A 23,758-nucleotide genomic window follows, 5' to 3' on the forward strand; every position below is an offset into this window, starting at 1 on the left:
TGTCCGCCGAAACCGGTCGCCGGAGCCCCTCCGACGACGGCCCCGCACTGTCGGGAGCCCCGTCCGAGACCCTCCTCGACTTTCCCGACAACCGCCTGCTGATCGATCTGTGCGGCGGCTTCGACCGGAACCTCGCCCAGGTGGAGCACGCGCTGGGCGTGCAGATCCTGCGGCGCGGCAACGTCCTGGCCGTGCATGGCGAGGCCGACGCGATCGACCGCGCCGCCGACGCGTTGCAGGCGCTCTACCGCCGGCTCGAACAGGGCCGGCCGGTGGAGCCCGGCGACGTCGACGCCGCCCTGCGCTTCGGCGCGGCGCCGGCGCCGGAGCCCTCGAAACGCGGCGGGCCCGCGCCCGAGAGCCAGCTCGAGATGTTCGCGGGCGGCCGACTCGAGATCCGCACCCGCAAGAAGACCGTCGAGCCGCGCACGCGCACCCAGCGCGACTACGTCAAGGCGCTGTTCGACAACGAGATGGTCTTCGGCATCGGCCCCGCGGGCACCGGCAAGACCTACCTCGCGGTCGCGGTCGGCGTGTCGATGTGGCTCGAGGGCCGGGTCGACCGCATTCTCCTGAGCCGTCCCGCCGTCGAGGCGGGCGAGCGTCTGGGCTTCCTGCCCGGCGACATGAAGGAGAAGGTCGATCCCTACATGCAGCCGCTCTACGACGCGCTGAACGATCTTCTGCCGCCGGGCCATGTGCAGAAGGCCATCGCCGAGAAGAAGATCGAGATCGCGCCGCTGGCCTTCATGCGCGGACGCACGCTCTCGAACTGCTTCGTGGTGCTGGACGAGGCGCAGAACGCCACCGAGATGCAGATGAAGATGTTCCTCACCCGCCTGGGCGAGGGCGGGCGGATGGCGATCACCGGCGACCTGACCCAGGTCGACCTGCCCCGCGGGGTCCATTCCGGCCTGCGCCAGGCGACCCGCCTGCTGGAGGGCGTGAAGGGCGTGGGCCTGGTGCGCTTCGCCGCCGAGGACGTGGTGCGTCACCCGCTGGTCGCCCGCATCATCGAGGCCTACGACCGCGAGCAGGGCCGCGAGCAGCCCTACGAGCAGGGACGCGACCGCGCCCCGGGCCGCGGCTACGACCGCGCCCGGCCGCGCAACGCGGCGCAGGAGGCGGCGGACGAGGCCGCCCGGGAGACTCCCGGCAAGCGGGAGGAGGGCGATGCCTCCCCCGGCTGACCCTCTCTCCGCGGCCGCCGGGCAGGCCCCGGCGCTTCCCGGCGCGGACCTGCCCGCGCCGGTGGTCGAGCTGGCGCTGGAGGCCGAGGCCTGGGCCGACGCGCTGGGGGGCGAGGACCGGGTGGAATCGCTCGCCGCCCGCGGCGCGGCGATGGCGCTGGCCGCGGCCGGGATCGAGGCCGCCGGGCGTGCGGTGAGCTTCCTCTTCGCCGACGACGCGACCGTCGCGGGGCTGAACGAATTCCACCGCGGCAAGCCGACGCCGACCAACGTGCTGTCATGGCCCGCATGGGAGCTGGGCGCCGGCCCCTCGGGCCTGCCCGACGGGACCCGGCCGCTGGCCCCGCCGGACCCGGAGCCCGCCCCCGACCTCGCCGGCTTCCCGGCGATGGAGGACGAGGGCGAGAGCCTGGGCGACCTCGCGCTCGCCTACGAGACCTGCGCGCGGGAAGCCGAGGCGATGGGCCTTCCCCTGCGCGACCATGCGCTGCATCTGATTTTGCACGGGACGCTCCATCTGTTGGGTTACGATCACGTCAGGGAAGCGGACGCGGCGTTGATGGAAGGCCTGGAGACGCAGGCGATGCTTGCGGCCGGGCTGGCGGACCCCTACAGGTCCGCCGACGATTTCGAGGAGGCCGGGCGCCCTGCCGCGGCCGAACGGACTGGGAGCGATGGACTCTGATCAAGGACGCGGCCGGGAGGCGAAAGCCCCGGCCACGGATGCGGGCGAGCAGGACGACGCGGGCGAAGGCTCGAGTCGCTCGCTGATCTCGCGATTGTTCGGCCGGAAGCCGGCCGACGAGGACGCCTCGGCCGAAGCTCATGCCGAGGAGAGAGCGCGCAGCGCGGGCGAGCGGGCGATGCTGCTCAACGTGCGCCGGCTGCGCGAGCTCAAGGTGCTCGACGTGATGGTGCCGCGCGCCGACGTCGACGCGGTCGAGGTGGACGGCGGGCTCGAGGAGCTGGTGAGCTCCTTCCGCAAGACCCGCCACACCCGCCTGCCGGTGTTCCGCGAGACGCTGGACGACCCGCTGGGCTTCGTGCACCTCAAGGACCTGGCGCTGCGCTTCGGCTTCAACGGGGCGGTGCACGACGACTTCGACCTGCGCCCGCTGCTGCGGCCGATGCTCTACGTGCCGCCGTCGATGCCGATCGACGCGCTTCTGCAGAAGATGCAGGGCGGGCGGATGCACATGGCCCTCGTCATCGACGAATACGGCGGCGTCGACGGTCTGGTGACCATCGAGGACGTGCTGGAGACCATCGTCGGCGACATCGAGGACGAGCACGACGTCGCCGACAGCTTCTCGTTCCGCAAGGAGGCGGAGGGCGTCTACATCTGCGCCGCCCGCCTCGAGATCCCGGAGTTCGAGGGCGAGGCCGGCGTCGACCTGCTGGCCGACGACCTCGACGAGGACGTCGACACGCTCGGCGGCCTCGTCTTCATGCTCGCCGACCGGGTGCCCGAGCGGGGCGAGGTGATCCTGCACCCCGACGGGCACGAGTTCGAGGTGCTCGACGCCGATCCCCGCCGCATCAAGCGGCTGCGGGTGCGCCTGAAGCGGATCGGCGAGGCGAGCGAGGAGGACGAGGCCGCGGCCGAGGCCTTCTCGCCCGCCCCCGCCTCGCGCGCCGCCCCGGCGGAGGCGCGGGCCGCGGAATGAGCGGCCCGGCCCAGCCCGGACGCCGGCGCGCCGCGTCCGGGCGCGGACGCGCGGGCGGAACCCCGCGCCCCGCCCTGCCCCTTCGCCTGGGCCGCGCGCTGCGCGGCTGGCTCGGCCGCCGCGCCGGAAGCCGGCGCGGGCGCCTGGCCCTGGCGGCGGCCTGCGGCGCGGGCCTGACGCTGGCGCAGCCGCCGCTGGGCCTCTGGCCGCTGGCGGTCCTCTGCGTTCCGGCGCTGGCCTGGCTGGCGCTTGCGCGCGGCCAGCGGCGCGAAGCCTTCCGCATCGGCTGGGCCGCGGGAGGCGCCTTCTTCCTCACCGGGCTCTACTGGATCGCCGAGGCCTTCCTGGTCGACGTCGCCCGCCACGGCTGGATGGCGCCCTTCGCGGTGACGGGGCTCGCCGCGGGGCTGGGCCTGTTCTGGGCGCTGGCCTTCTGGGGCGCGCGCCGCCTGGTCGAGCGCTTCGGGGCGCAGGGCGTGCCGGCCGCGCTGGCGCTGGCCGGCGCCTGGGCGCTGGCCGAATTCGCCCGCGCCCATCTGCTGACCGGCTTCCCCTGGGCCCTGCCCGCCTATGCCTTCGCCCAGACCGCGCTGGCGCAGACCCTTTCCGTTTTCGGCCCCCACACGCTGGGGCTGCTGGCGCTGGCGTTCGCGGCGGCGCTGGCCTCGCCCTGGCTGCGGCCGGGGGGCGAGGCCCTGCCGACGCCGCGGAACCGCCTTTCGGCGGCCCTGGGCCGGGCCGGCCTCCGGCCGGATTTCGCCGCCGGCGCGGCGGCGCTGCTGCTCGCGCTCGCGCTCGGCTTCGGCTGGAGCGGCTGGCGGCTCGCCGGCGCCCCCGCCGACCCCGCGCCCGAGAGCGCGCCCGTGGTGCGCCTGGTCCAGCCCAACGCCGCCCAGCGCGCCAAGTGGGACCCCGACGAGATGCCCCGCATCTTCGCGCGGCTGCGCGCGCTCTCGGTCCCAGAGCCGGGCCGGCCCGCGCCCGACGTGGTGATCTGGCCCGAGACCGCGATCCCCTGGATCCTGGAGCGCGAGCCCGCCGTGCGCGAGGCGATCGCCGCCTCCGCCCGCGGCGCGGTCACGCTGCTGGGCGTGCGCCGGATCGTGCCCGGGCCCGACGGCCGCCCCGGCTGGCGCAACGCGATGGAGGCGGTCGGGCCCGACGGGGCGATCCTCGCCGCCTACGACAAGCGCCACCTGGTGCCCTTCGGCGAATACCTGCCCCTGCACGGGCTGATGACGGGCCTCGGCCTCGGGCCCCTGGTGGGCGAGAGCGGCGGCTTCGCGCCCGGCGACGGGCCCGCGCGCATGGACCTGCCCGGCCTGCCCGCCCTGAGCCCGCAGATCTGCTACGAGACGATCTTCCCCCACGAGATGCCGGCCGCGGGTCCCGACGAGCGGCCCCGCTGGCTGGTTCAGGTCACCAACGACGCCTGGTTCGGCGCCTCGGCCGGGCCCTGGCAGCATTTCCACCAGGCCCGGATGCGCGCCATCGAGCAGGGCCTGCCCCTGGCGCGCGCAGCCAACACCGGGATCTCGGCGATGATCGATCCCTGGGGGCGGACGGTGGAGCGGCTGGGCCTGCTCGAGGCGGGCGCGGTGCAGGCCCGACTGCCGATCGCGCTGGCCCCGACGCTCTATTCGCGCACCGGCGACTGGCCGTGGATGACGCTCGCCCTGCTGGCGCTCGCGGCCCCCGCCGGCGCCTCCGGGCTGCGGCGTCTGCGCGCGGACGGCCGCGGAACCGGGTCCTGATCCCCGATTGACGGACCGTCCGCCCGGCGCTCGCCTTGACCGCGCGGAGCCGGGCTGCTTAGAGGTTCCCCCGTTCACGTCGGAAAATCGCCGCGCGCGCTCCCTGCGCGCGGCCCTTGTTCAAGGGAGCGCGCGCTTGGCCCGGAACAACTACCTCTTCACCTCGGAATCCGTGTCCGAGGGTCATCCGGACAAGGTCTGCGACCGGATCTCGGATGCGGTGCTGGATGCGTTCCTGACGGCCGATCCCTACAGCCGCGTCGCCTGCGAGACCTTCGCCACCACCGACCGCGTGATCATCGGCGGCGAGGTGCGCGGGCCGCAGTCGGTCATCGACTCGGTCGAGGAGATCGCCCGCGGCGTGGTCAGGGACATCGGCTACGAGCAGGACGGCTTCCACTGGAAGACGATGAAGGTGCAGAATTACCTGCACGCCCAGTCGGCCGACATCGCCCAGGGCGTGGACGCCGCCGGCGCCAAGGACGAGGGCGCGGGCGACCAGGGCATCATGTTCGGCTACGCCACCGACGAGACCGACGCGCTGATGCCGGCGCCGATCCACTACAGCCACGCCATCCTCAAGAAGCTGGCCGAGGTGCGCAAGTGGGGCGGCGAGACCTGGCTGGGTCCCGACGCCAAGGCGCAGCTGACCCTGCGCTACGAGAACGGGATGCCGGCCGCGATCACCTCGATCGTGCTCTCGACCCAGCATCTCGACCCCGACCTGAGCTCGGCCGAGGTGCGCGAGCGGGTGGAGCCGATCATCCGCGGCGAGATCCCCGACGGCTGGATCGCCGAGGACTGCGTCTGGCACGTGAACCCCACTGGCAAGTTCGTGATCGGCGGGCCCGACGGCGACGCGGGCCTCACGGGGCGCAAGATCATCGTCGACACCTACGGCGGGGCCGCGCCCCACGGCGGCGGCGCCTTCTCGGGCAAGGACCCGACCAAGGTCGACCGCTCGGCGGCCTATGCGGCGCGGTATCTGGCCAAGAACGTGGTGGCCGCGGGTCTCGCCAAGAAATGCGTGATCCAGCTCAGCTACGCCATCGGCGTCAGCCAGCCGCTGTCGATTTACGCCAACACGCTCGACACCGGCGAGGTCGCCGAGGAGGCGATCGAGAAGGCGGTGAACGCGGTGATGGATCTCTCGCCCCGCGGCATCCGCGAGAAGCTGCAGCTCAACAAGCCGATCTACGAGCGCACCGCCGCCTACGGTCATTTCGGCCGGGCCCCCGAGGCGGACGGCGGCTTCTCGTGGGAGGCCACCGACCTCGCCGACGCCATCAAGGCCGCCGTCTGAGGCGCCGCCCGGGGGGCGGGCGCGCCCTCCCCCGGCCGACAGGACCGCGCCGCTCCCCCGGGGGCGGCGCTTTCCTTTGCAGGGGGCCGGGCGGGCGTCTCGCGTCCCCCCGGAAGGCGGACGACCCGCGCCGCGGGCGGCGGAGACCGCCGGGCGGGGGGGCGCGAGACGCCCGCCCCCGGCCGCCCGGCCGCCGCCGGGCGCCGCGTCGACGGTCCCGCCCGCGGCCGAGGATCCGCCCGCGGCGCGTCCCGGCGCTGCGCGCGGGGCGACGGCCGCCCCGGGCGCAGGTCGTCCGACGCGCCGCGGGCGCGCGGGCGGCCCCGGGCGCGCGGGTCGACGCGGCGCCCGGGCGCCTCCGCCGGCGACCGGGCCGCCCTGCGGGCGGCGCCGGCCTTCGGCCGGGCGGGCGCCGCGCGGGCGCGCCTGCGCTGGCGCCGTCGCGGCGCTCGGGGCACAGTGCCCCCCCGACGCCCAGCCCCCGGAGCCCGACGCCATGCCCGACGCCATGCCCGACGCCGACCCCAGCGAGACCGAAGCCGCCGGCTGGGCCCTGCCCTGGGAGGGCGGCTGCCGCTGCGGGGCGCTGCGGCTGCGGGTGCTCGCCCCGCCGCTGCTCTCCGCCGCCTGCCATTGCCGCGGCTGCCAGCGGATGACCGGCTCGGCCTTCTCGCTGAGCCTGATGCTGCCGGAGGACGGGCTGGAGATCGTCGCGGGCGAGACCCGGCGCGGGGGGCTGGGGGGCGCGCTGGAGCTCGGCTGCGCGGGCCCAGCCGGCCGGGCCGAGGCCGGGGCGGGCGGTCCCGGCCTGCCGCCCTCGGCCATCGACCACCGGCTCTGCCCCTGCTGCGGCTCCTGGGTCTTCACCCGCATCGCCGCGCTGGGCGGGATCGTCAACCTGCGCGCCACGATGCTGGACGACGCGGCCTGGGTGGTCCCCTTCCTCGAGACCATGCGGGCCGAGGCCCTGCCCTGGGCCCGCACGCCCGCCCCCCACGCCCACGACCGCTTCCCCGAGCCCGAGGCCTTCCCCCGCCTCGTCGCCGCCTTCGCCGCGCAGGGCGCGCGGCCCGGCGGCGGGGCCTGAGCCGATGGGCCGCCCGCCGGGCCGCGGCGCCGGGACGTGGCGGCCGCATCTCGCGCGGTTCGCGATCTTCTTCGCCGTGGCGCCCCCAGGGCTCTGGGTGATGCTGGCCGGGCCGGATCCCTGGCGCCGGCCGCTGGCGCTAGGCGTCGTCGCGGCGGGGGCGGCGCCGGCCGAGGCCGCCTTCCGCCGGCGGGCGACGCGCGCGCAGATCCTGCGGGACCTGTGCGAAAGGGTCGACAGCCGCGATCGACCTCGCTAGATCGCGCGCCATGACCGAGACACCCATCCGCGAGGACGGCGCCCCCTGGCGCAACTTCCACGGCCGACGGCACGGCAAGAAGCTGCGCCAGGGCCAGGCCGAGCACCTGGAGACCACCCTCCAGCCGCTGCGCCCGCCACGCGTCGGCTGGGACGAGAACCCGGACCGCGAGCCCATCGACCTCGCCGCGCTCTTCGGCGACCCGCCCGGCGCGCCCCGCCCGGTGTGGCTGGAGGTCGGCTTCGGCGGCGGCGAGCACATGCTGGCCCAGGCGGAGGCCGACCCCGGCCTCGGCCTGCTCGGCTGCGAGCCCTTCGTCAACGGGGTGGCGATGTGCGTGGCCGACCTCGCCCGGCGCGGGCTGTCGAACGTGCGCATCCATCCCGGCGACGCGCGCGACCTGATGGACGTGCTGCCCGCGGGCTCGATCGCGCGGGCCTTCGTGCTCTACCCCGACCCCTGGCCCAAGGCGCGCCACCACAAGCGGCGCTTCATCAACCCCGAGGGTCTGGACGCGCTGGCCCGGGTGATGGCGCCGGGGGCCGAGCTGCGGGTCGCGACCGACATCGAGGACTACGTGCGCCACTCCCTGGCGCAGGTGCGCGCCCACCCGGCCTTCGACTGGCTGGCCGAGCGCCCCGCCGACTGGCGCGAGCCCTGGGAGGGCTGGTCGCGCACCCGCTACGAGGCCAAGGCCGTGCGCGAGGGGCGCACGCCCCACTACCTCCGCTTCCGCCGCCTCTGACGCGATCCGACCCGCGCGCGACCCGCGCGGGCGCCGGAAGCGCCGCGGCGACCGCCCCGCCTCCGGCGAGCGGCAGGTCCGCGGCGCGCCGAACGACCTGCGCCCGGCGCGCGCGCAGCGCGTGGCACGACCTGCGCCATCGGCGACCGGGCCCCCGGCGCGACGCCGGAAGGCGCCGCGGGCCTGACGCCGGCCGCGGGCGCGCGGGCCGACGCGGCGCCCCCGCCGCCCGCGCGGGAGGCGCGCGGGCGGCCCGGCCGGTGGACGGAGCCGTCGGGATCGTCTAGGCGTTCCGCGACCCAGACCGGAGCCCGCCCATGTCCGCCCACGGCCAGCCCATCCCCCTGACCGCCCGCGCCCGCGGGCCCCTGCGCGGCGAGGCCGTGATCCCCGGCGACAAGTCCGTCTCCCACCGCGCCCTGATCTTCGGCGCGCTGTCGCTGGGCGAGACCCGGATCGCCGGCCTGCTCGAGGGGCAGGACGTGCTCGACACCGCCCGGGCCATGGCCGCCTTCGGCGCGCAGGTCGAGCGGACGGGAGAGGGCGCCTGGTCCGTCCGCGGCGTCGGCGTCGGCGGCTTCGCCGAACCCGAGGACGTCATCGACTGCGGCAACTCCGGCACCGGCGTGCGGCTGATCATGGGGGCGATGGCCACCACCGCGATCTCGGCCTGCTTCACGGGCGACGCCTCGCTGCGCAAGCGGCCGATGGGGCGGATCACCGAGCCGCTCGCGCTCTTCGGCGCCGAATCGCGCGGCCGCCGCGGCGGGCGCCTGCCGCTGGTGCTGACCGGCGCCGCCGACCCGGTCCCCGTCTCCTACCGCCTGCCGATGGCCTCGGCGCAGGTGAAGTCGGCGGTGCTGCTCGCCGGCCTCAACGCCCCCGGGATCACCGAGGTGATCGAGCCCGAGGCGACCCGCGACCATACCGAGCGGATGCTCGCGGGCTTCGGCGCGACCCTGGAGAGCGAGGCCCTGCCCGAGGGCGGCCGCCGCATCCTGCTGACCGGCCAGCCGGAGCTGACCGGCCGGACCCTGGCGGTCCCGCGCGACCCGTCCTCTGCCGCCTTCCCGATATGCGCGGCGCTGATCGTCGAGGGCTCCGAGGTCCGCCTGCCCGGCATCGCCATGAACCCCACCCGCACCGGCCTGATCGCCACGCTGCAGGAGATGGGCGCCGACCTCGCGCTCGAGAACGCCCGCGAGGAGGGCGGCGAGCCGACCGCCGACGTCGTCGCCCGCTTCTCGGCCCTCCGGGGCGTCGAGGTGCCGCCCGAGCGCGCGCCCTCGATGATCGACGAATACCCGGTGCTCGCCGTCGCCGCCGCCTTCGCCGAGGGCAAGACCGTGATGCGCGGCATCGGCGAACTGCGGGTGAAGGAGAGCGACCGGATCGACGCCGTCGCCCGCGGTCTGGAAGCCTGCGGCGTGCAGGTCGAGGAGACCGAGGACAGCCTGACCGTGCACGGGCTGGGCGCCGGCGGGATGCCCGGCGGCGGCACAGTCGCCACCCATCTCGACCACCGCATCGCCATGTCGTTCCTGGTGGGCGGGCTCGCCTCCCGGCGGCCGGTCTCGGTCGACGACGGCGGGCCGATCGCGACCTCCTTCCCCGACTTCCGCCCGCTGATGGCGCGGCTGGGCGCCGAGATCGGCGAGATGGCGCCCGCATGAGCGCGGCGCAGCCCACGCCCCCGGCGACGCCCGGGACCCGCGCCACCGGCGGCTGCCTCTGCGGGGGCGTGCGCTACCGGGTGACCGGGCCCCTGCGCCCGGTCGTCGGCTGCCATTGCGAGATGTGCCGGCGCACCTCCGGCCACCACGTCGCGGCCACCGCCTGCCTGTCGGAGCACCTGGTGCTGGAGAGCGCGGGGACGCTGACCTGGTACCGCTCGTCGCCGGGCGCGCGCCGCGGCTTCTGCGGGACCTGCGGGGGGAACCTGTTCTGGTCGCCCGACGAAGGGCCCCACGTGGCGATCATGGCCGGCACGCTGGACATGCCCTCGGGCCTGCGGCTGGCGGGGCATATCCACGTGGCGGGCAAGGGCGACTACTTCGACCTCGACCCCGCCCTGCCCGCCTTCGAGGGCGACGAGCCCGAGGGCTGGGTCTGGCCGGACGGGGGCGTGTCGTGATCCTGACGGGCGGATGCCTCTGCGGCGGCGTGCGCTGGCGGGTCGAGAGCGACCCCGTCCCCGTCGTCGCCTGCTATTGCGAGGACTGCCGGCGCACCACCGGCAATCACGTCGCCTGCGCCACCTTCCCGGCCGGGGCGGTGACGATCGAGGAGACCACGCTGCGCTGGTACGCCTCCTCCGCCGAAGGCCGCCGCGGCTTCTGCAGAACCTGCGGCGGGAACCTGTTCTGGACCGCCACGGACTGGGACCGCCTGGAAATCTGGATGGGAACCGCCGACATGCCCACCGGCCTGCGCCTCTCCGCCCACGAGTTCACCGCCTCCGCCGCCGACTGGGACGCGATCCCGCCCGACGGCCTGCCGCGCTTCGAGCGGATCGCGCCGGGCGAGGTCGCGGGCCGATGACCTTCCCCAAGCGCTTCGTCGTCGCCATCGACGGCCCCGCCGCCGCCGGCAAGGGCACGATCTCGCGCGCGCTGGCCGCGCGCTACGGGTTCGCGCATCTCGACACCGGGCTGCTCTACCGCGCGACCGGGCTGAAGGCGCTGCGCGACGGCCATGGGACCATAGACGCCCCCGTCGCCATCGCCGCCGCCCGCGCCCTGCGCCCCGAGGACCTGACCGCCGACGGCCTGCGCACCGGCCCGGTCGGCGAGGCGGCCTCGGTCGTCGCCGCGATCCCCGAGGTCCGCCAGGCGCTGCTCGATTTCCAGCGCGCCTTCGCCGCCCAGCCCTCGGGCGCGGTGCTCGACGGGCGCGACATCGGCACGGTGATCTGCCCGGACGCGGACGTGAAGCTGTTCGTGACCGCCTCGGACGCGGTGCGCGCCCGGCGCCGGCATGCGGAGCTGGCGAAGTCCAACCCCGCGATCACGCTCGAGGAAGTGGCCGGCGACCTCGCGCGGCGCGACGCCCGCGACGCCCAGCGCACCGACGCGCCGCTGAAGCCGGCGGACGACGCCCTCTTGCTGGACACGACGGAATTGACTATAGACGCGGCCATCGCCGAAGCGGCGGCGCTGATAACAAGAAAACGCGAAGGCTGATCGAGCAGGCCTGGGGCACGCCCCCCGGGCCTTTGCGTTTGCGCTACGGTTCCAGCGCTCCGCCCGCCTGAGGTTAACGCAAGACCGCCGGATCCAACCGGCTGGCCCGAATACGCACGAAACGGAGAATGACTGCACATGGCTAATGCCACCATGGAAGACTTCGAGGCCCTGCTCGCAGAGAGCTTCGAGCTCCACATGCCCGATGAGGGCAGCGTCGTCCGCGGCAAGGTGCTCGCGATCGACAACGGCCAGGCGCTGATCGACATCGGCTTCAAGATGGAAGGCCGCGTCGAGATCAAGGAATTCCAGCGTCCCGGCGAGAAAGAGATCGGCGTCGGCGACGAGGTCGAGGTCTATCTGGACCGCGTCGAGAACGCCAAGGGCGAAGCCGTCCTGTCGCGCGACAAGGCCCGCCGCGAGGAAGCCTGGGACCGTCTCGAGTCCGCCGCCTCCCAGAAGGACGCCCGCGTCGAAGGCCAGATCTTCGGCCGCGTCAAGGGCGGCTTCACCGTCGACCTCCGCGGCGCCGTGGCGTTCCTGCCCGGGTCGCAGGTCGATGTGCGCCCCGTGCGCGACATCACCCCGCTGATGGGCGTGCCCCAGCCCTTCCAGATCCTCAAGATGGACCGCCGCCGCGGCAACATCGTCGTGTCGCGCCGCGCCGTTCTCGAAGAGAGCCGCGCCGAGCAGCGCGCCGAAGTGGTGGCCCGCCTGACCGAGGGCGACACCGTCGACGGCGTGGTGAAGAACATCACCGACTACGGCGCGTTCGTGGACTTGGGCGGCGTCGACGGCCTGCTGCACGTCACCGACATGGCGTGGCGCCGGGTCAACCACCCCTCCGAGATCGTGAACATCGGCGAGACCGTGAAGGTCCAGGTGGTCAAGATCAACAAGGAGACGCACCGCATCTCGCTCGGCATGAAGCAGCTTCAGGCCGATCCGTGGGAGGGCGTCGAGGTCAAGTATCCCGCCGGCATGAAGCTGATGGGCCGCGTGACCAACATCACCGACTACGGCGCGTTCGTCGAGCTGGAGCCGGGCGTCGAGGGTCTGGTGCACGTCTCCGAGATGTCCTGGACCAAGAAGAACGTCCATCCGGGCAAGATCGTCTCCACCTCCCAGGAGGTCGAGGTGATGGTGCTGGACGTCGATCCGGTGAAGCGCCGCGTGTCGCTGGGCCTCAAGCAGTGCCTGCGCAACCCGTGGGAGCTGTTCGCCGAGAACTTCCCCGCCGGCACCCATGTCGAGGGCGAGGTCAAGAACATCACCGAGTTCGGTCTGTTCATCGGCCTCGAGGGCGACATCGACGGCATGGTCCACCTGTCCGATCTGGATTGGGACCGTCCCGGCGAGCAGGCCCTGGCGGAGTACCAGAAGGGCGACATCGTCCAGGCCGTGGTTCTCGATGTGGACATCGAGAAGGAGCGGATCTCGCTGGGCGTCAAGCAGCTCTCCGAGGACTCGTTCACCACGACGGCCGGCGGCGTGAAGCGCGGCGAGATCGTCACCGTCACGGTCACCAAGATCGAGGACGGCGGCATCGAGGTGGAGTATGAGGGCATGAAGGCCTTCATCCGCCGCTCGGACCTCGCCCGCGACCGCGGCGACCAGCGCCCCGAGCGCTTCAACGTCGGCGACAAGGTCGACGCCCGCGTGACCAACATCGACAAGAACGCCCGCCGTCTGGGCCTGTCGATCAAGGCGCGCGAGATCGCCGAGGAGCGCGAGGCGGTCGAGCAGTTCGGCTCGTCGGACTCGGGCGCCTCGCTGGGCGACATCCTGGGCGCCGCCCTGAAGACCCGCGAGGATTGATCCTCGCCCCCGCGGGGCCCCGGCCCCGCGGGCGGTCCGCCGCACATGGAAAAGGCGCTCCCGCGAGGGAGCGCCTTTTCTGCATCCGGCCCCTGGCCGTCCCGACGCCCCCCGGCAGGGCAAGGCCCCGGCGACGCCCCGAGGGCGCCGCCGGGGCGCGGATCAGGCCCGCGCCCTGCGCGCCGCCAGGCCCAGCAGGCCCAGCGCTCCGGCTAGCAGGGGCAGCGCCGCGGGCGCCGGCACCGGCGAGGACGTCGCCCCGCCGCTGCCCGAAATGGCCGAGAGACCGTCGACGGTCGCCAGCGCCGTCCCCCCCAGGATCGGGTTGAAGGTGCTCGGCGCGTAGCCGGTCGCGCCCGCCATCAGCGGATCGTCGGCCAGCGTCGCGACGCCGCTCGACATGCTGTGCGTGGCCAGCGACAGACCGGTCCCCAGCTCGGCGAGGAAGTCGTTCACCCCGTCCATGTCGCCGCCGCAGCAGGGCTCGGCGAGGATCGCGACGGTCCCGCCGGCCTGCTCGAAGGCGACGAAGGCGGCCGTCTCGGTCGCGGAGTAGTTGGCGGCGCTGGGGGAGCAGCAGGCGAGGTTGAGGAACAGCAGGTCGACGCCGACCAGGTCGGAGGCCCCCAGTTCGTCGGAGCGCAGGGTCGCGGCGACCCCGTCGAGCCCGTCGTAGAAGGTCGAGAAGACCGACCCGGACGGGTAGCCAGAGACCTTGTCCGAGACGAGGACGCTGTCGCCCCCGCCCAGCAGGTTCGTCAGGATCGCGTCCCGCGGGGCGCTGGTCGAGTCCATGGAATTGACGTCGGAAAACACCACGAACATGGCCGAGGCGGGACTCGTGGCCGCGAGAATGGCGGCCAGGGCTGCGGGCACGATGGCCCGCCAGGACGTGAGACGGCGACGCATGCAGGAACTCCGGAGCGATTCGAAACGAATGAGGGCGAAGGCGGGCGCGTCCGCGCCCGTGACATGACTATAGCTTCATGTTGTTTATGCAAATGAATAGCCGCATGGCCGGCTGAAAGCCGGCGCGCCCTCCGGGCCCCGCCTTTTCGTCCTGCGTCAGTCCCCTTCGCCGGCGGGCGGCCGCCGGCGCGACGGGGCCTGCGCTCTGGCTCCCGGCCCGCTCGCGGTCCATACCGGGCGGCGGCGGCGCGAACGGGCGCCGGCCGGGGCGGCGCGTCGCGCGCGCCCGGGCCCAAGAAACCACGGGAGAGACGCGATGACCCCCAGCCTCGACTCAGCCGCACGAAGACAGGCGACCGGCGTGATCCTGATGTGCGTGGGCGTGGCGAGCCTGAGCGTCAACGACGCCATCGCCAAGCTGCTGACCGAGCGCTATTCGCCCCTGCAGATCCTGTTCCTGCGCAACATCATCGCCCTGCCCGTCGCAGCCCTGCTGGCCTGGCGGATCGGGGGGGCGGGGGCGCTGCGCTCGACCCGGCCCGGGGCGCACCTGGTGCGCGGCGCGCTGTGGATCGTGGCGACGATCCTGTTCTTCACCGCGATCAGCCGGATGGGGCTGGCGGAGGCGACGGCGCTGGTCTTCGTGGCGCCGCTGTTCATCACCGCCCTCTCGGCCCTGTTCTTCGCCGAGCCCGTCGGCTGGCGCCGCTGGGCCGCCGTCCTGGCGGGCTTCGTCGGCGTGCTGATCATGATCCGCCCGGGCGCCGAGAGCTTCCGGCCGATCTCGCTGCTGCCGGTCGCCGTGGCGCTGGTCTACGCGGCGCTGATGCTGGGGGCGCGCTGGCTCGACCCGCGCGAGAGCGTGTGGACCCTGATGCTCTACCTCTCCGGCTCGGCGGCGCTGCTGAGCGGGGTGATCGCGCCGTTCTTCTGGACGCCGATCCTGGCCTCCGACCTGTGGCTCTTCGCGGCCATCGCGGTGTTCGGCACCGGGGGGATGACGATGATGACCCAGGCGTTCCGGCTGGCGCCCGCCTCGGTCGCGGCGCCGCTGGACTACACGGCGCTGATCTGGGCGACGCTGCTGGGCTGGCTGATCTGGCGCGAGACGCCCGACGGCCCCGCGATCCTGGGCGCCGCGGTGATCGTGGGCGCCGGCGGCTTCATCCTGTGGCGGGAGCATCGCCTGCGGGGCTGATCCCGGAACCTGGCCCACCGCAGATTGATGCCCATAAATTCTGGAAACCCTCTCTTCCCCGGATTAGGCTGGGCGCGGGAAACGCAAGAGAAGAGGGGGGTGAAGCCTGTGCTTCGCGTCATCATCACGGCCGCGGCGATCGCGGCCTCGCCGGCGCTCGCCTGCGCGTCGGCGATCTACACCACGACCATCGACTACACGCCCTCGCCGGACGGCGGCTGGCCCGCGGACCCGGGCCTCGGCGACCGGATCGTGATCGAGTGGAGCGTCGGGGCCGGCGCCGCGGGCGTGGTGGACGAGTTCGACCTCGAGTCGCTGACCTTCCACCTCTACGGCGAGGGCGCCCTGCTGTGGAGCGACGTGGCCATCGTGGCGGGCGTGGTCCAGCCCATCGACGGGCAGGCGCGGACGCTGTCGCCCACCGCCGTGCCCAATGGCATCACCTTCGCCTTCGACCTCGACGCCTGGGCCCTGGATCCGGGGGCCGGGCTCTCGGCCTTCGACAACGACGGGCCGCAGGCGCAGGCGGGCGGGTCGGGCGAAACCTGGAACCTCTACGGCGACGCGGGCGACGTGACGGCCCTGCTGATCGACGCCTACGGCCCCTACCCGGCGCAGTCGTCGCGCGGGCCGGTCGACGCGGTCGCGACCACGCTCGCCGCGCCGGTTCCGCTGCCCGGGGCCCTGCCGCTGGCGCTGGTCGGGATCGCGGGGCTGGGGGCGCTGGCCGCCCGCCGCCGCTGAGCGCCGGCTGGCGGGGGTCGGGAGCGCGCCCGCCCCCTCTGGCCCTTCGCCGCCTGCGGGTCCATATCGGGCGCGACGATCCCGACCCGGAGGAGGCCCCGATGTCCGACGCGCGTTCCGACCTGCATGGCGAATACAAGGTGGTCGGCGGCAAGCTGGTGATCGCCGACCTTGGCCTGCGCGACGGCCGCCTCGCCGGCGTGCGCATCTCGGGCGACTTCTTCCTGGAGCCGGACGAGGCGCTCGACGACATCCTCGCGGCCCTCGAGGGCCTGCCCGCCGACGCGCCCGTGGAGCGCATCGCCGCCGAGATCCGTCGCGGCCTGAGGCCGGAGGCGGCGCTGGTGGGCTTCTCGCCCGAGGCGGTGGCCATCGCCGTGCGCCGCGCCCTGGGCGCGGCCAACACCTGGCGCGACCACGAGTGGCGGATCATCGACGAGATCCCGGTGACCCCGCCCGTGCAGATGGCGCTGGACGAGGTGCTGGCGCGCGAGGTCGCCGCCGGCCGCCGCCCCCCCACCCTGCGCTTCTGGGGATGGGAGCGGCCGGCGATCATCATCGGCAACTTCCAGTCCCTGACCAACGAGGTCGACCTGGCCGAGACCGAGCGCCTGGGCATCGAGGTCGTGCGCCGCGCCACCGGCGGCGGCGCGATGTTCGTCGAACCCGGCACGGCGATCACCTATTCGCTCTACGCGCCCGAGGCGCTGGTGGCGGACATGAGCCTCGCCGACAGCTACGGCTTTCTCGACCAATGGGTGATCGCGGCGCTGCAGGAGCTGGGGATCGACGCGGAATACAAGCCCCTGAACGACATCGCCTCCTCGAAGGGCAAGATCGGCGGGGCGGCGCAGCGTCGCTTCGCGGGGGGCGCGGTGCTCCACCACGTGACCATGGCCTACGACATGGACGGCGAGAAGATGGCCCGCGTGCTGCGCATCGGGCGCGAGAAGCTCTCGGACAAGGGCATCGCCAGCGCCGCCAAGCGCGTGGACCCGGTGCGCAGCCAGACGGGCCTGCCGCGCGAGGAGGTGATCGCGCGCCTCACCGCCTCCTTCGTCGCCCGCCACGGCGGCGCCCCCGACGGGGTGACCTCGCAGGAGATGGAAGCCGCCGAGCGCCTGGCCGAGGAGAAATACGCCACGCCGGGATGGCTGCGCCGCCTGCCCTGAGCGGCGCGGAGCAGTCCGCGCAGGCCTCGCCGCAGCCCATTGCGGTCCGGAACCGCGCGAAGCGGCCCCGCCCTCCGCGACCCGGCCCGACCGACGCCGGGCGGGCCGGGGGCCGCGCCTCCGCCCGCATCCCGTTGCGGCATGACGGGGGGCCCCGGGAGGCGGGGCGCCCCGGGCGACTTGACCGGCGGGGCGCGCGCGGCGCAGGGTCGGGCGGCGCCGGGGCCTTTCCCCGCCGTCTCGGCCCCCTGCCCCGGACCCCGACCCTGCCGCGCCCAGCCCCCCGCCCCCGACCGCCCGCGCTGACCGAGGCCCATGTCGCCCGGATCGCGCCCCATGCCGGCGACCCGCCCCCGCCCGGCGGCACGCCGCTGGACGAGGCGGGCCGGCTCGCCGTCGCGCGCGAGCTGCTGGCGGAGAAGGGCGACGGCCCGTTCTGGGTGCTCGCCTACGGCTCGCTGATCTGGAAGCCGGCCTTCGAGCATGTCGAGACCCGCCGCGTCGCCGTCCACGGCTGGCGGCGCGCCTTTTGCATGGACATGCACGACTGGCGCGCCACGCCCCGGCAGCCGGGGCTGATGATGGCGCTCGCCCGCGGCGGGGCCTGCGTGGGCCTCGCCTACCGGATGCCCGACGACGACCCCGAGGGGCGGATGCTGCGGCTGGTCGACCGCGAGGTGGGATACGCCGAGGACCGCCCCTGGCTGCGCTGGGTGCGCGCGCGGGGCGAGGGCGGGCCGATCCGGGCGCTGGCCTTCTACTGCGCGCCGGTCGCGCACCCCACGCTGCTGCATCTGCCGATCGAGACGCAGGCCGCGCGCATCGCCCGCGCCGCCGGTCCGGCGGGGAGCTGCGCGGAGTACCTGCACAACACCGTCGTGCACCTCGAGGCGCTGGGGATCCGCGACCGCTACCTGTGGCGGCTGCAGGCGCTGGTGGCGGCGGAAATCGAGGCGGAGCACGCCGGACGCCGCGGAACCCCGCCGCGGGACGCCGGTTCCGGGGCCCTGCGGACGTGAAACGCGATTTCGCGGGGTGCGAGAAACGCGGTTGGCGCTGGACGCCTGCCGCCGGTCATGAGAAGAGGCGGTCATGAGGCGCATATTCACGTTCTGGCGACTGTTCGCCCTGGCCGTGCTGGGCCTGGCGATCTACGCCGCCGCCAGCACCGACGCCGTGCGCGAGGCGCGCGGCGCGCCGCATGTGGCGCGCTTCGACGTCGCCGGCCTGATCACCGCCGACCCCGCCCGCGACGCGCTGCTGCGCGAGCTGGCCGAGGACGAGGCGGTGGCGGCGGTGATGATCCGCATCGACAGCCCCGGCGGCACCGTGGCGGGGTCGGAGGCGCTCTACGAAGCGATCCGCACCATCGCCGAGGTCAAGCCCGTGGTGGCGCAGATGGAGGAGGTCGCGGCCTCGGGCGGCTACATCGCCGCCATCGCCGCCGACCACATCGTGGCCCGCGGCAACACCCTGACCGGCTCGATCGGCGTGGTGAAGCAGGAGGTGGACGCGCGCGGCCTGCTCGACAGCCTGGGCGTGGCGATCTCCGAGCGGCGCTCGGACGTGTTCAAGGCCCGGCCCTCGCCCTTCTCGGAGACGCCTCCGGAGGTCGCGGCCTGGGAGGAGGAGCTGCTCGACGACGCCTACCAGTGGTTCCGCGCCCTGGTGGCCGAGCGTCGCGGGCTGGAGGGGCCGGCGCTGGAAGACGCCTCGAACGGGCGCGCCTTCTCGGGCCGGCAGGCGCTGGCGCGCGGCCTCGTCGACGAGATCGGCGGGCCCGAGGCGGCGCTGGAGTGGCTCTCGGCCAATGGGGTGGCGCGCGGCCTTCCCGTGCGCCAGGCCGAGGTCGAGCGGGAGCGGGGCTCGCTGCTGGGACGGTTTCTGGGACTGGACCCGTCGGAACTGCGGCGGGCCTCCGCCCAATTCGATCGGTTGACGTCCGGGCCGCGATTCTACTCTATTCTGCAATGACTGCGAACAATGCGGTGGTTTCTACCGTTGAAATGATGTGACATCGATGGATCGACCACCGATAATGAATCGCGAGGCGGGGGATAGGAGGCTTAGCTCCCGCCGCGAGAGGGGACTGGGATGATCAAGTCGGAGCTGATACAGCGCCTGACCGAGGAAAATCCGCATCTTTACCACAGGGACGTCGAGCGCATCGTCTCGACGGTCTTCGACGAAATCGCGTCCGCCCTCTCGGCAGGGGATCGGGTGGAACTGCGCGGCTTCGGCGCCTTCTCTGTGAAGAGGCGGGATGCAAGAATGGGCCGCAATCCCCGCACCGGGGAAGCCGTGCCCGTGCCGGAGAAGCACGTGCCCTTCTTCAAGACGGGCAAGGAACTCCGGATGCGCCTGAACGACGGCGCGGACGGGGACGACGACGACGAGGACTGAGCGAGGGCGCACCGGCTACGGCTCCGGGCGCGTCCCGAAAGCCGAGGGGAGAGCCGGGTGCGCTATCTCAAGTACCTGTTCCTGATCGTGGTCGCGCTGGCGGCCGTGCTGCTGGCGATTGCGAATCGCGGGCCCGTGACCCTGCGCTGGCTGCCGGAAGGCGTGTCCGTGCCAGGGGCCGAGGGCATTCCGACCGAAGTCACCCTGCCGATCTACATCGCGATCTTCCTCGCCGTGTTCCTCGGCATCCTGGTGGGCCTCGTGCTGGAGATGCTGCGCGAGACCGAGCACCGCAAGAAGGAGCGCCTCTACAAGAAGGAGGCCGAGCGGCTGGACGCCGAGAACCGGCGCCTGGCGGCCAAGGCCGGCGAAGAGGACGACGACATCCTCGGCCTGACCCGCAGCTGACGCGGGCGGCCCGGGTTTCGCGCGCGCCCCGGTCCCGGGGCGCGCGCTTTCCATTCCGGGACCGCGCCGGGGCGGCCGCCCGCCCCTCCCCTCGAAGATCCCCCGCCCTTGAAGATCCTCCGCCCTTGAAGATCCTTCGGACGAGCCCCACCCTCGGTCCGACCTGAAGAAGGCCCCTGCCATGAGCGTGCGCGTGAAGATCTGCGGCCTCGACACCGCCGCCAACGTCGCCGCGGCGGCGGAGGCGGGGGCGGCCTACGTCGGGTTCGTCTCGTTCCCCCGCTCGCCCCGCCACCGCTCGCTGGCCGAGATCGCCGACCTCGCCGTCGCCACGCCGCCGGGCGTGTGCAAGGTGGTGCTGACGGTGAACGCCGGGGACGAGACGCTGGACCGGCTGCTGGACGCGGCGCCGATCGACATGATCCAGCTCCACGGCGCCGAGAGCCCGGAGCGGGTGGCCCAGGTGCGCGCCCGCTACGGCCTGCCGGTGATGAAGGCGATCGGGGTGGCGGACGCGGGCGACCTGCCCGCCATCGACGCCTACGCCCGCGTGGCCGACCAGCTGCTGATCGACGCCAAGCCCCCGAAGGGCGCCCCCCTGCCCGGCGGAACCGGCCTGCCCTTCGACTGGCGGCTGATCCAGGGCCGCCGCTGGGCGACGCCGTGGATGCTGGCGGGCGGGCTGACGGCGGCCAACGTGGCCGAGGCGGTGCGCCTGACGGGCGCGCGGCAGGTGGACCTCTCCTCGGGCGTCGAATCGGCGCCCGGCGTGAAGGACCCCGCCCTGATCCGGGCCTTCTGCGCGGCCGCGCAGGCTGCGGCGCTTCCGGCCTAGGCCCGGGCCGCGGCCTCGGCTATCGTCCCGGGCAAAATCCCGGGGAGGGTTCGATGCCGGTCAACGCGGCGATTTCCGAGGCGCTGGAAGCGCATGTCCAGGCCGGCGACACGGTCGGCTGCACCGCCGTCGTCGCCGATCACCACGGCGTCCTGCACCAGAGCGCCCACGGCCTGCGCGCCGCCGGCGGGTCCGAGCCGATGACCCTCGACTCGGTGTTCCAGATCGCCTCGATGACCAAGGCCATCGGCTGCGCGGCGCTGATGAAGCTGGTGGAACAGGGGCGCTGCTCGCTCGACGACGACGCGGGCGCGCTGCTGCCCGACCTCGGCGCGCTGCCGGTGCTCGACGGGTTCGACGGCGAGGTCGCCCGCTTCCGCCCCCGCCGCCGCCCGGTCACGCTGCGCCACCTTGCGACCCACACCGCCGGCCTCGGCTACGAGATGTGGAACCCCGACCAGCTCCGCCTGATGGCTCAGCGCGGCGCGAAGCGGCGCGAGGGCGGGCGCGCGGGGCTGGCGAACTTTCCCTTCCTGCGCGAACCCGGGGAGCGCTGGGAATACTCCGTCTCCATCGACTGGGTGGGGCTGGCGGTGGAGGCGATCTCCGGCCGCCCGATCCGCGAGTTCCTGGCCGACGAGATCCTGGGCCCGCTGGGCATGTCCTCGACCGACGTGGCCCCGACCGAGGCGATGCGCCCGCGGATGGTCTCCAACCACCGCCCCGGGGAGGACGGCCGCCTCGCGCCCACGCCGGGGTTCGGGGAGTATTCCGACGGCTTCTACTCGATGGGCGGCTGCATGTCGGGGACCGCGCCGGACTACGCCCGGTTCGCGCGGATGATCCTGCGCGACGGCGAGCTCGACGGCGTGCGGGTCTTCGCGCCCGAGACGGTGCGCGCGATGTCGCGCAACGCCATCGGCGACCTGCGCATCCGCGAGCTGCCCTCGGCCCTGCCGATGCTGACCGCACCGCTGCAGGTGTTCCCGGGGCTGGAGAAGACCCACACCCCCGTCTTCATGCGCATGGAGCAGGACGTGCCCGGCGGCCGCCGCGCCGGCACGCTGTTCTGGGCCGGCCTCTTCAACACCCATTACTGGATCGACCCCGCCTCCGGCGTGGCGGCGATCCTGATGATGCAGCAGAGCCCGTTCCTCTCGCCCCCCGCCCGCGCGGTCTTCGAGAGCTTCGAGCGGGCCGTCTACCGGGAGCTTTCATGACCGACACGCTGATCGTGCGCCCCGCGCGCGAGACCGACCTCCCCGCCGTCGTGGCCCTTCTCGCCGACGACGAGCTGGGCGCCGCGCGCGAGGCGCCGGCCGACGATCCCCGCTATCTCGCCGCCTTCCACGCTATCGAGGAGCAGCGGGGCAACACGCTCTACGTGGCGGTGACGGGGGATCGGGCGACGGGTCCGGTGGTGGGCTGCTTCCAGCTGATCTTCATGCCCGGCATCGCCTGGGCCGGCGCCACGCGGGCCGAGATCGAGAACGTGCGCATCGCGCGCGACCGGCGCGGCTCGGGCCTGGGCGCGAAGATGATCGCCGAGGCGGTCGCGATCGCCCGCTCGGGCGCCGCGGCGATGGTGCAGCTCACCTCCAACAACGCCCGCCCGGACGCCCACCGCTTCTGGAAGGCGCAGGGCTTCGAGCAGAGCCACCAGGGCTTCAAGATGATGCTCTGAGCGCGGGCGGGCCGTCCCGCCTGGCGCCGTGAAATGCGCCCTGCAGGGGCGGGGCGGCCCCGCGCCCCCTTCACCTCGGCCCCGTCAGGCGTTAAACCGCCTGCCTACGCGCGCGAGAGAGAGTTCCCATGACCGCAGACGGCCTCAACAGCTTCCGCTCCGGCCCCGACGAGCAGGGGCGCTTCGGCATCTTCGGCGGCCGCTTCGTCTCCGAGACGCTGATGCCGCTGATCCTCGACCTCGAGGCGGAGTATACGAAAGCCAAGGACGATCCGTCGTTCTGGGCCGAGATGGACGACCTGTGGGCGAACTACGTGGGCCGGCCCTCGCCGCTCTATTTCGCCCCCCGCCTGACCGAGGAGCTCGGCGGCGCCAAGGTCTACTTCAAGCGCGACGAGCTCAACCACACCGGCGCGCACAAGATCAACAACGTGCTGGGCCAGATCCTGCTGGCGCGGCGCATGGGCAAGACCCGGATCATCGCCGAGACCGGCGCCGGCCAGCACGGCGTGGCGACCGCCACCGTCTGCGCCAAGTTCGGCCTGCAGTGCGTGGTGTTCATGGGCGCCACCGACGTCGAGCGCCAGAAGCCCAACGTGTTCCGCATGCGCCTGCTGGGCGCGCAGGTGGTGCCCGTCACCTCCGGCCGCGGCACGCTGAAGGACGCGATGAACGAGGCGCTGCGCGACTGGGTCACCAACGTCTCCGACACGTTCTACTGCATCGGCACGGTGGCGGGCCCGCACCCCTACCCGGCGATGGTGCGCGACTTCCAGTCGATCATCGGCAAGGAGACCCGCGCCCAGATGCTGGACGCCGAGGGCCGCCTTCCCGACGTGCTGGTCGCCTGCATCGGCGGCGGCTCCAACGCCATGGGGCTGTTCCACCCGTTCCTCGACGACCCCGAGGTGCGCATCGTCGGCGTCGAGGCCGGCGGCCATGGCGTGGACGAGCGCATGGAGCACGCCGCCTCGCTGACCGGCGGGCGGCCGGGGGTGCTGCACGGCAACCGCACCTACCTGCTTCAGGACGAGGACGGCCAGATCCTCGAGGGTCACTCGATCTCGGCCGGCCTCGACTATCCCGGCATCGGGCCGGAGCATTCCTGGCTGCACGACATGGGGCGGGTCGAGTACGTCTCGGTGACGGACCAGGAGGCGCTGGACGCCTTCCAGCTATCCTGCCGCACCGAGGGCATCATCCCGGCGCTTGAACCGGCGCACGCTTTGGCGCATGTGACGAAGCTCGCGCCGACCCTGCCCAGCGACACGTTGCTCGTGATGAACATGTGCGGGCGGGGCGACAAGGACATCTTCACCGTCGCCGAGGCGCTGGGGACGTCCATCTGAGGGAAATTCCGCGCCGGGACGGTCCCGGAGCGGTCGACTGTCTTGCCCGCG

At 73.7% G+C, this 23,758-nt stretch carries 24 protein-coding genes; 23 read left to right on the plus strand and 1 reads right to left on the minus strand.

Annotated elements, in window-relative coordinates; genetic code table 11:
* Window positions 1-47 precede the first annotated feature (47 nt).
* The 12 genes from BM064_RS21845 to rpsA all read left to right on the plus strand — a co-directional run bounded on the left by BM064_RS21845 (window position 48) and on the right by rpsA (window position 13,005).
* Window positions 48-1,190: a PhoH family protein gene (locus BM064_RS21845; protein ID WP_143103426.1), complete on the plus strand. Its 1,143-nt coding sequence runs from the start codon at window positions 48-50 to the stop codon at window positions 1,188-1,190.
* Complete coding sequence (gene ybeY, locus BM064_RS21850) at window positions 1,174-1,875, plus strand: rRNA maturation RNase YbeY (RefSeq protein ID WP_092863944.1); 702 nt, start codon at window positions 1,174-1,176, stop codon at window positions 1,873-1,875. The genes BM064_RS21845 and ybeY overlap by 17 nt, the downstream gene beginning before the upstream one ends.
* The gene (locus tag BM064_RS21855; protein ID WP_092863947.1) at window positions 1,865-2,857 is read left to right on the plus strand and encodes a hemolysin family protein; all 993 of its coding nucleotides are present in this window, start codon (window positions 1,865-1,867) and stop codon (window positions 2,855-2,857) included. The genes ybeY and BM064_RS21855 overlap by 11 nt, the downstream gene beginning before the upstream one ends.
* Window positions 2,854-4,611, plus strand: coding sequence for an apolipoprotein N-acyltransferase (gene lnt / locus BM064_RS21860; RefSeq protein WP_092863950.1), 1,758 nt, complete (start codon window positions 2,854-2,856; stop codon window positions 4,609-4,611). Before BM064_RS21855 ends, lnt begins: the two co-directional genes overlap by 4 nt.
* A gap of 136 nt (window positions 4,612-4,747) precedes the next feature.
* Window positions 4,748-5,914 carry a methionine adenosyltransferase gene (gene metK / locus BM064_RS21865; RefSeq protein ID WP_092863953.1) on the plus strand — a complete coding sequence of 389 codons (1,167 nt, stop codon included), beginning with the start codon at window positions 4,748-4,750 and terminating at the stop codon, window positions 5,912-5,914.
* Between the two features lie 496 nt (window positions 5,915-6,410).
* Window positions 6,411-7,001 (plus strand): GFA family protein, encoded by a 591-nt coding sequence (locus BM064_RS21870; RefSeq protein ID WP_245779246.1) that lies wholly within the window; start codon window positions 6,411-6,413, stop codon window positions 6,999-7,001.
* A 269-nt stretch (window positions 7,002-7,270) separates the two neighbouring features.
* On the plus strand, window positions 7,271-8,005 hold the full coding sequence (gene trmB / locus BM064_RS21880) for a tRNA (guanosine(46)-N7)-methyltransferase TrmB (RefSeq protein WP_092863959.1): 735 nt from the start codon (window positions 7,271-7,273) through the stop codon (window positions 8,003-8,005).
* Window positions 8,006-8,322: 317 nt separating this feature from the next.
* The gene (gene aroA, locus BM064_RS21885) at window positions 8,323-9,678 is read left to right on the plus strand and encodes a 3-phosphoshikimate 1-carboxyvinyltransferase (protein ID WP_092863962.1); all 1,356 of its coding nucleotides are present in this window, start codon (window positions 8,323-8,325) and stop codon (window positions 9,676-9,678) included.
* Window positions 9,675-10,139 carry a GFA family protein gene (locus BM064_RS21890; RefSeq protein ID WP_092863965.1) on the plus strand — a complete coding sequence of 155 codons (465 nt, stop codon included), beginning with the start codon at window positions 9,675-9,677 and terminating at the stop codon, window positions 10,137-10,139. The genes aroA and BM064_RS21890 overlap by 4 nt, the downstream gene beginning before the upstream one ends.
* Window positions 10,136-10,546, plus strand: coding sequence for a GFA family protein (locus BM064_RS27645; RefSeq protein ID WP_177236366.1), 411 nt, complete (start codon window positions 10,136-10,138; stop codon window positions 10,544-10,546). Before BM064_RS21890 ends, BM064_RS27645 begins: the two co-directional genes overlap by 4 nt.
* A complete protein-coding gene (gene cmk, locus BM064_RS21900) occupies window positions 10,543-11,187 on the plus strand; it encodes a (d)CMP kinase (RefSeq protein WP_092863969.1) in 645 nt (214 codons plus the stop codon). Before BM064_RS27645 ends, cmk begins: the two co-directional genes overlap by 4 nt.
* A 138-nt stretch (window positions 11,188-11,325) precedes the next feature.
* Window positions 11,326-13,005, plus strand: coding sequence for a 30S ribosomal protein S1 (gene rpsA, locus BM064_RS21905; RefSeq protein WP_092863972.1), 1,680 nt, complete (start codon window positions 11,326-11,328; stop codon window positions 13,003-13,005).
* A gap of 162 nt (window positions 13,006-13,167) precedes the next feature.
* On the opposite strand, the gene BM064_RS21910 is transcribed toward rpsA, so the two are convergent.
* On the minus strand, window positions 13,168-13,914 hold the full coding sequence (locus tag BM064_RS21910) for a hypothetical protein (protein ID WP_092863975.1): 747 nt from the start codon (window positions 13,912-13,914) through the stop codon (window positions 13,168-13,170).
* Window positions 13,915-14,230: 316 nt separating this feature from the next.
* On the opposite strand from BM064_RS21910, the gene BM064_RS21915 reads away from it, so the two are divergent.
* The 11 genes from BM064_RS21915 (at window position 14,231) to trpB (ending at window position 23,707) form a co-directional block, all read left to right on the plus strand.
* The gene (locus tag BM064_RS21915; RefSeq protein WP_092863978.1) at window positions 14,231-15,112 is read left to right on the plus strand and encodes a DMT family transporter; all 882 of its coding nucleotides are present in this window, start codon (window positions 14,231-14,233) and stop codon (window positions 15,110-15,112) included.
* A 99-nt stretch (window positions 15,113-15,211) separates the two neighbouring features.
* A complete protein-coding gene (locus tag BM064_RS21920) occupies window positions 15,212-15,856 on the plus strand; it encodes a hypothetical protein (RefSeq protein WP_143103421.1) in 645 nt (214 codons plus the stop codon).
* Between the two features lie 101 nt (window positions 15,857-15,957).
* Window positions 15,958-17,028, plus strand: a complete 1,071-nt coding sequence (gene lplAB, locus BM064_RS21925; RefSeq protein ID WP_245779247.1) for a lipoate-protein ligase LplAB — start codon at window positions 15,958-15,960, stop codon at window positions 17,026-17,028.
* Between the two features lie 134 nt (window positions 17,029-17,162).
* Window positions 17,163-18,047: a gamma-glutamylcyclotransferase gene (locus BM064_RS21930; protein WP_177236367.1), complete on the plus strand. Its 885-nt coding sequence runs from the start codon at window positions 17,163-17,165 to the stop codon at window positions 18,045-18,047.
* A gap of 73 nt (window positions 18,048-18,120) precedes the next feature.
* Window positions 18,121-19,002: a signal peptide peptidase SppA gene (gene sppA / locus BM064_RS21935; RefSeq protein WP_092863987.1), complete on the plus strand. Its 882-nt coding sequence runs from the start codon at window positions 18,121-18,123 to the stop codon at window positions 19,000-19,002.
* A 120-nt stretch (window positions 19,003-19,122) separates the two neighbouring features.
* Window positions 19,123-19,431 (plus strand): integration host factor subunit beta, encoded by a 309-nt coding sequence (ihfB, locus tag BM064_RS21940; RefSeq protein ID WP_092863991.1) that lies wholly within the window; start codon window positions 19,123-19,125, stop codon window positions 19,429-19,431.
* 57 nt (window positions 19,432-19,488) lie between these two features.
* Window positions 19,489-19,839 (plus strand): LapA family protein, encoded by a 351-nt coding sequence (locus tag BM064_RS21945; protein ID WP_092863994.1) that lies wholly within the window; start codon window positions 19,489-19,491, stop codon window positions 19,837-19,839.
* A 181-nt stretch (window positions 19,840-20,020) separates the two neighbouring features.
* Window positions 20,021-20,674: a phosphoribosylanthranilate isomerase gene (locus tag BM064_RS21950; protein WP_092863997.1), complete on the plus strand. Its 654-nt coding sequence runs from the start codon at window positions 20,021-20,023 to the stop codon at window positions 20,672-20,674.
* Between the two features lie 53 nt (window positions 20,675-20,727).
* Entirely contained in the window at window positions 20,728-21,894 is a 1,167-nt protein-coding gene (locus BM064_RS21955) for a serine hydrolase domain-containing protein (RefSeq protein ID WP_092864000.1), read from the plus strand.
* A complete protein-coding gene (locus tag BM064_RS21960) occupies window positions 21,891-22,358 on the plus strand; it encodes a GNAT family N-acetyltransferase (RefSeq protein ID WP_092864003.1) in 468 nt (155 codons plus the stop codon). The genes BM064_RS21955 and BM064_RS21960 overlap by 4 nt, the downstream gene beginning before the upstream one ends.
* Before the next feature lie 128 nt (window positions 22,359-22,486).
* On the plus strand, window positions 22,487-23,707 hold the full coding sequence (gene trpB, locus BM064_RS21965; RefSeq protein WP_092864006.1) for a tryptophan synthase subunit beta: 1,221 nt from the start codon (window positions 22,487-22,489) through the stop codon (window positions 23,705-23,707).
* The last annotated feature ends 51 nt before the right edge of the window (window positions 23,708-23,758 follow it).

It is taken from the genome of Albimonas pacifica (assembly GCF_900113695.1).
GTDB classification, from domain to species: domain Bacteria; phylum Pseudomonadota; class Alphaproteobacteria; order Rhodobacterales; family Rhodobacteraceae; genus Albimonas; species Albimonas pacifica.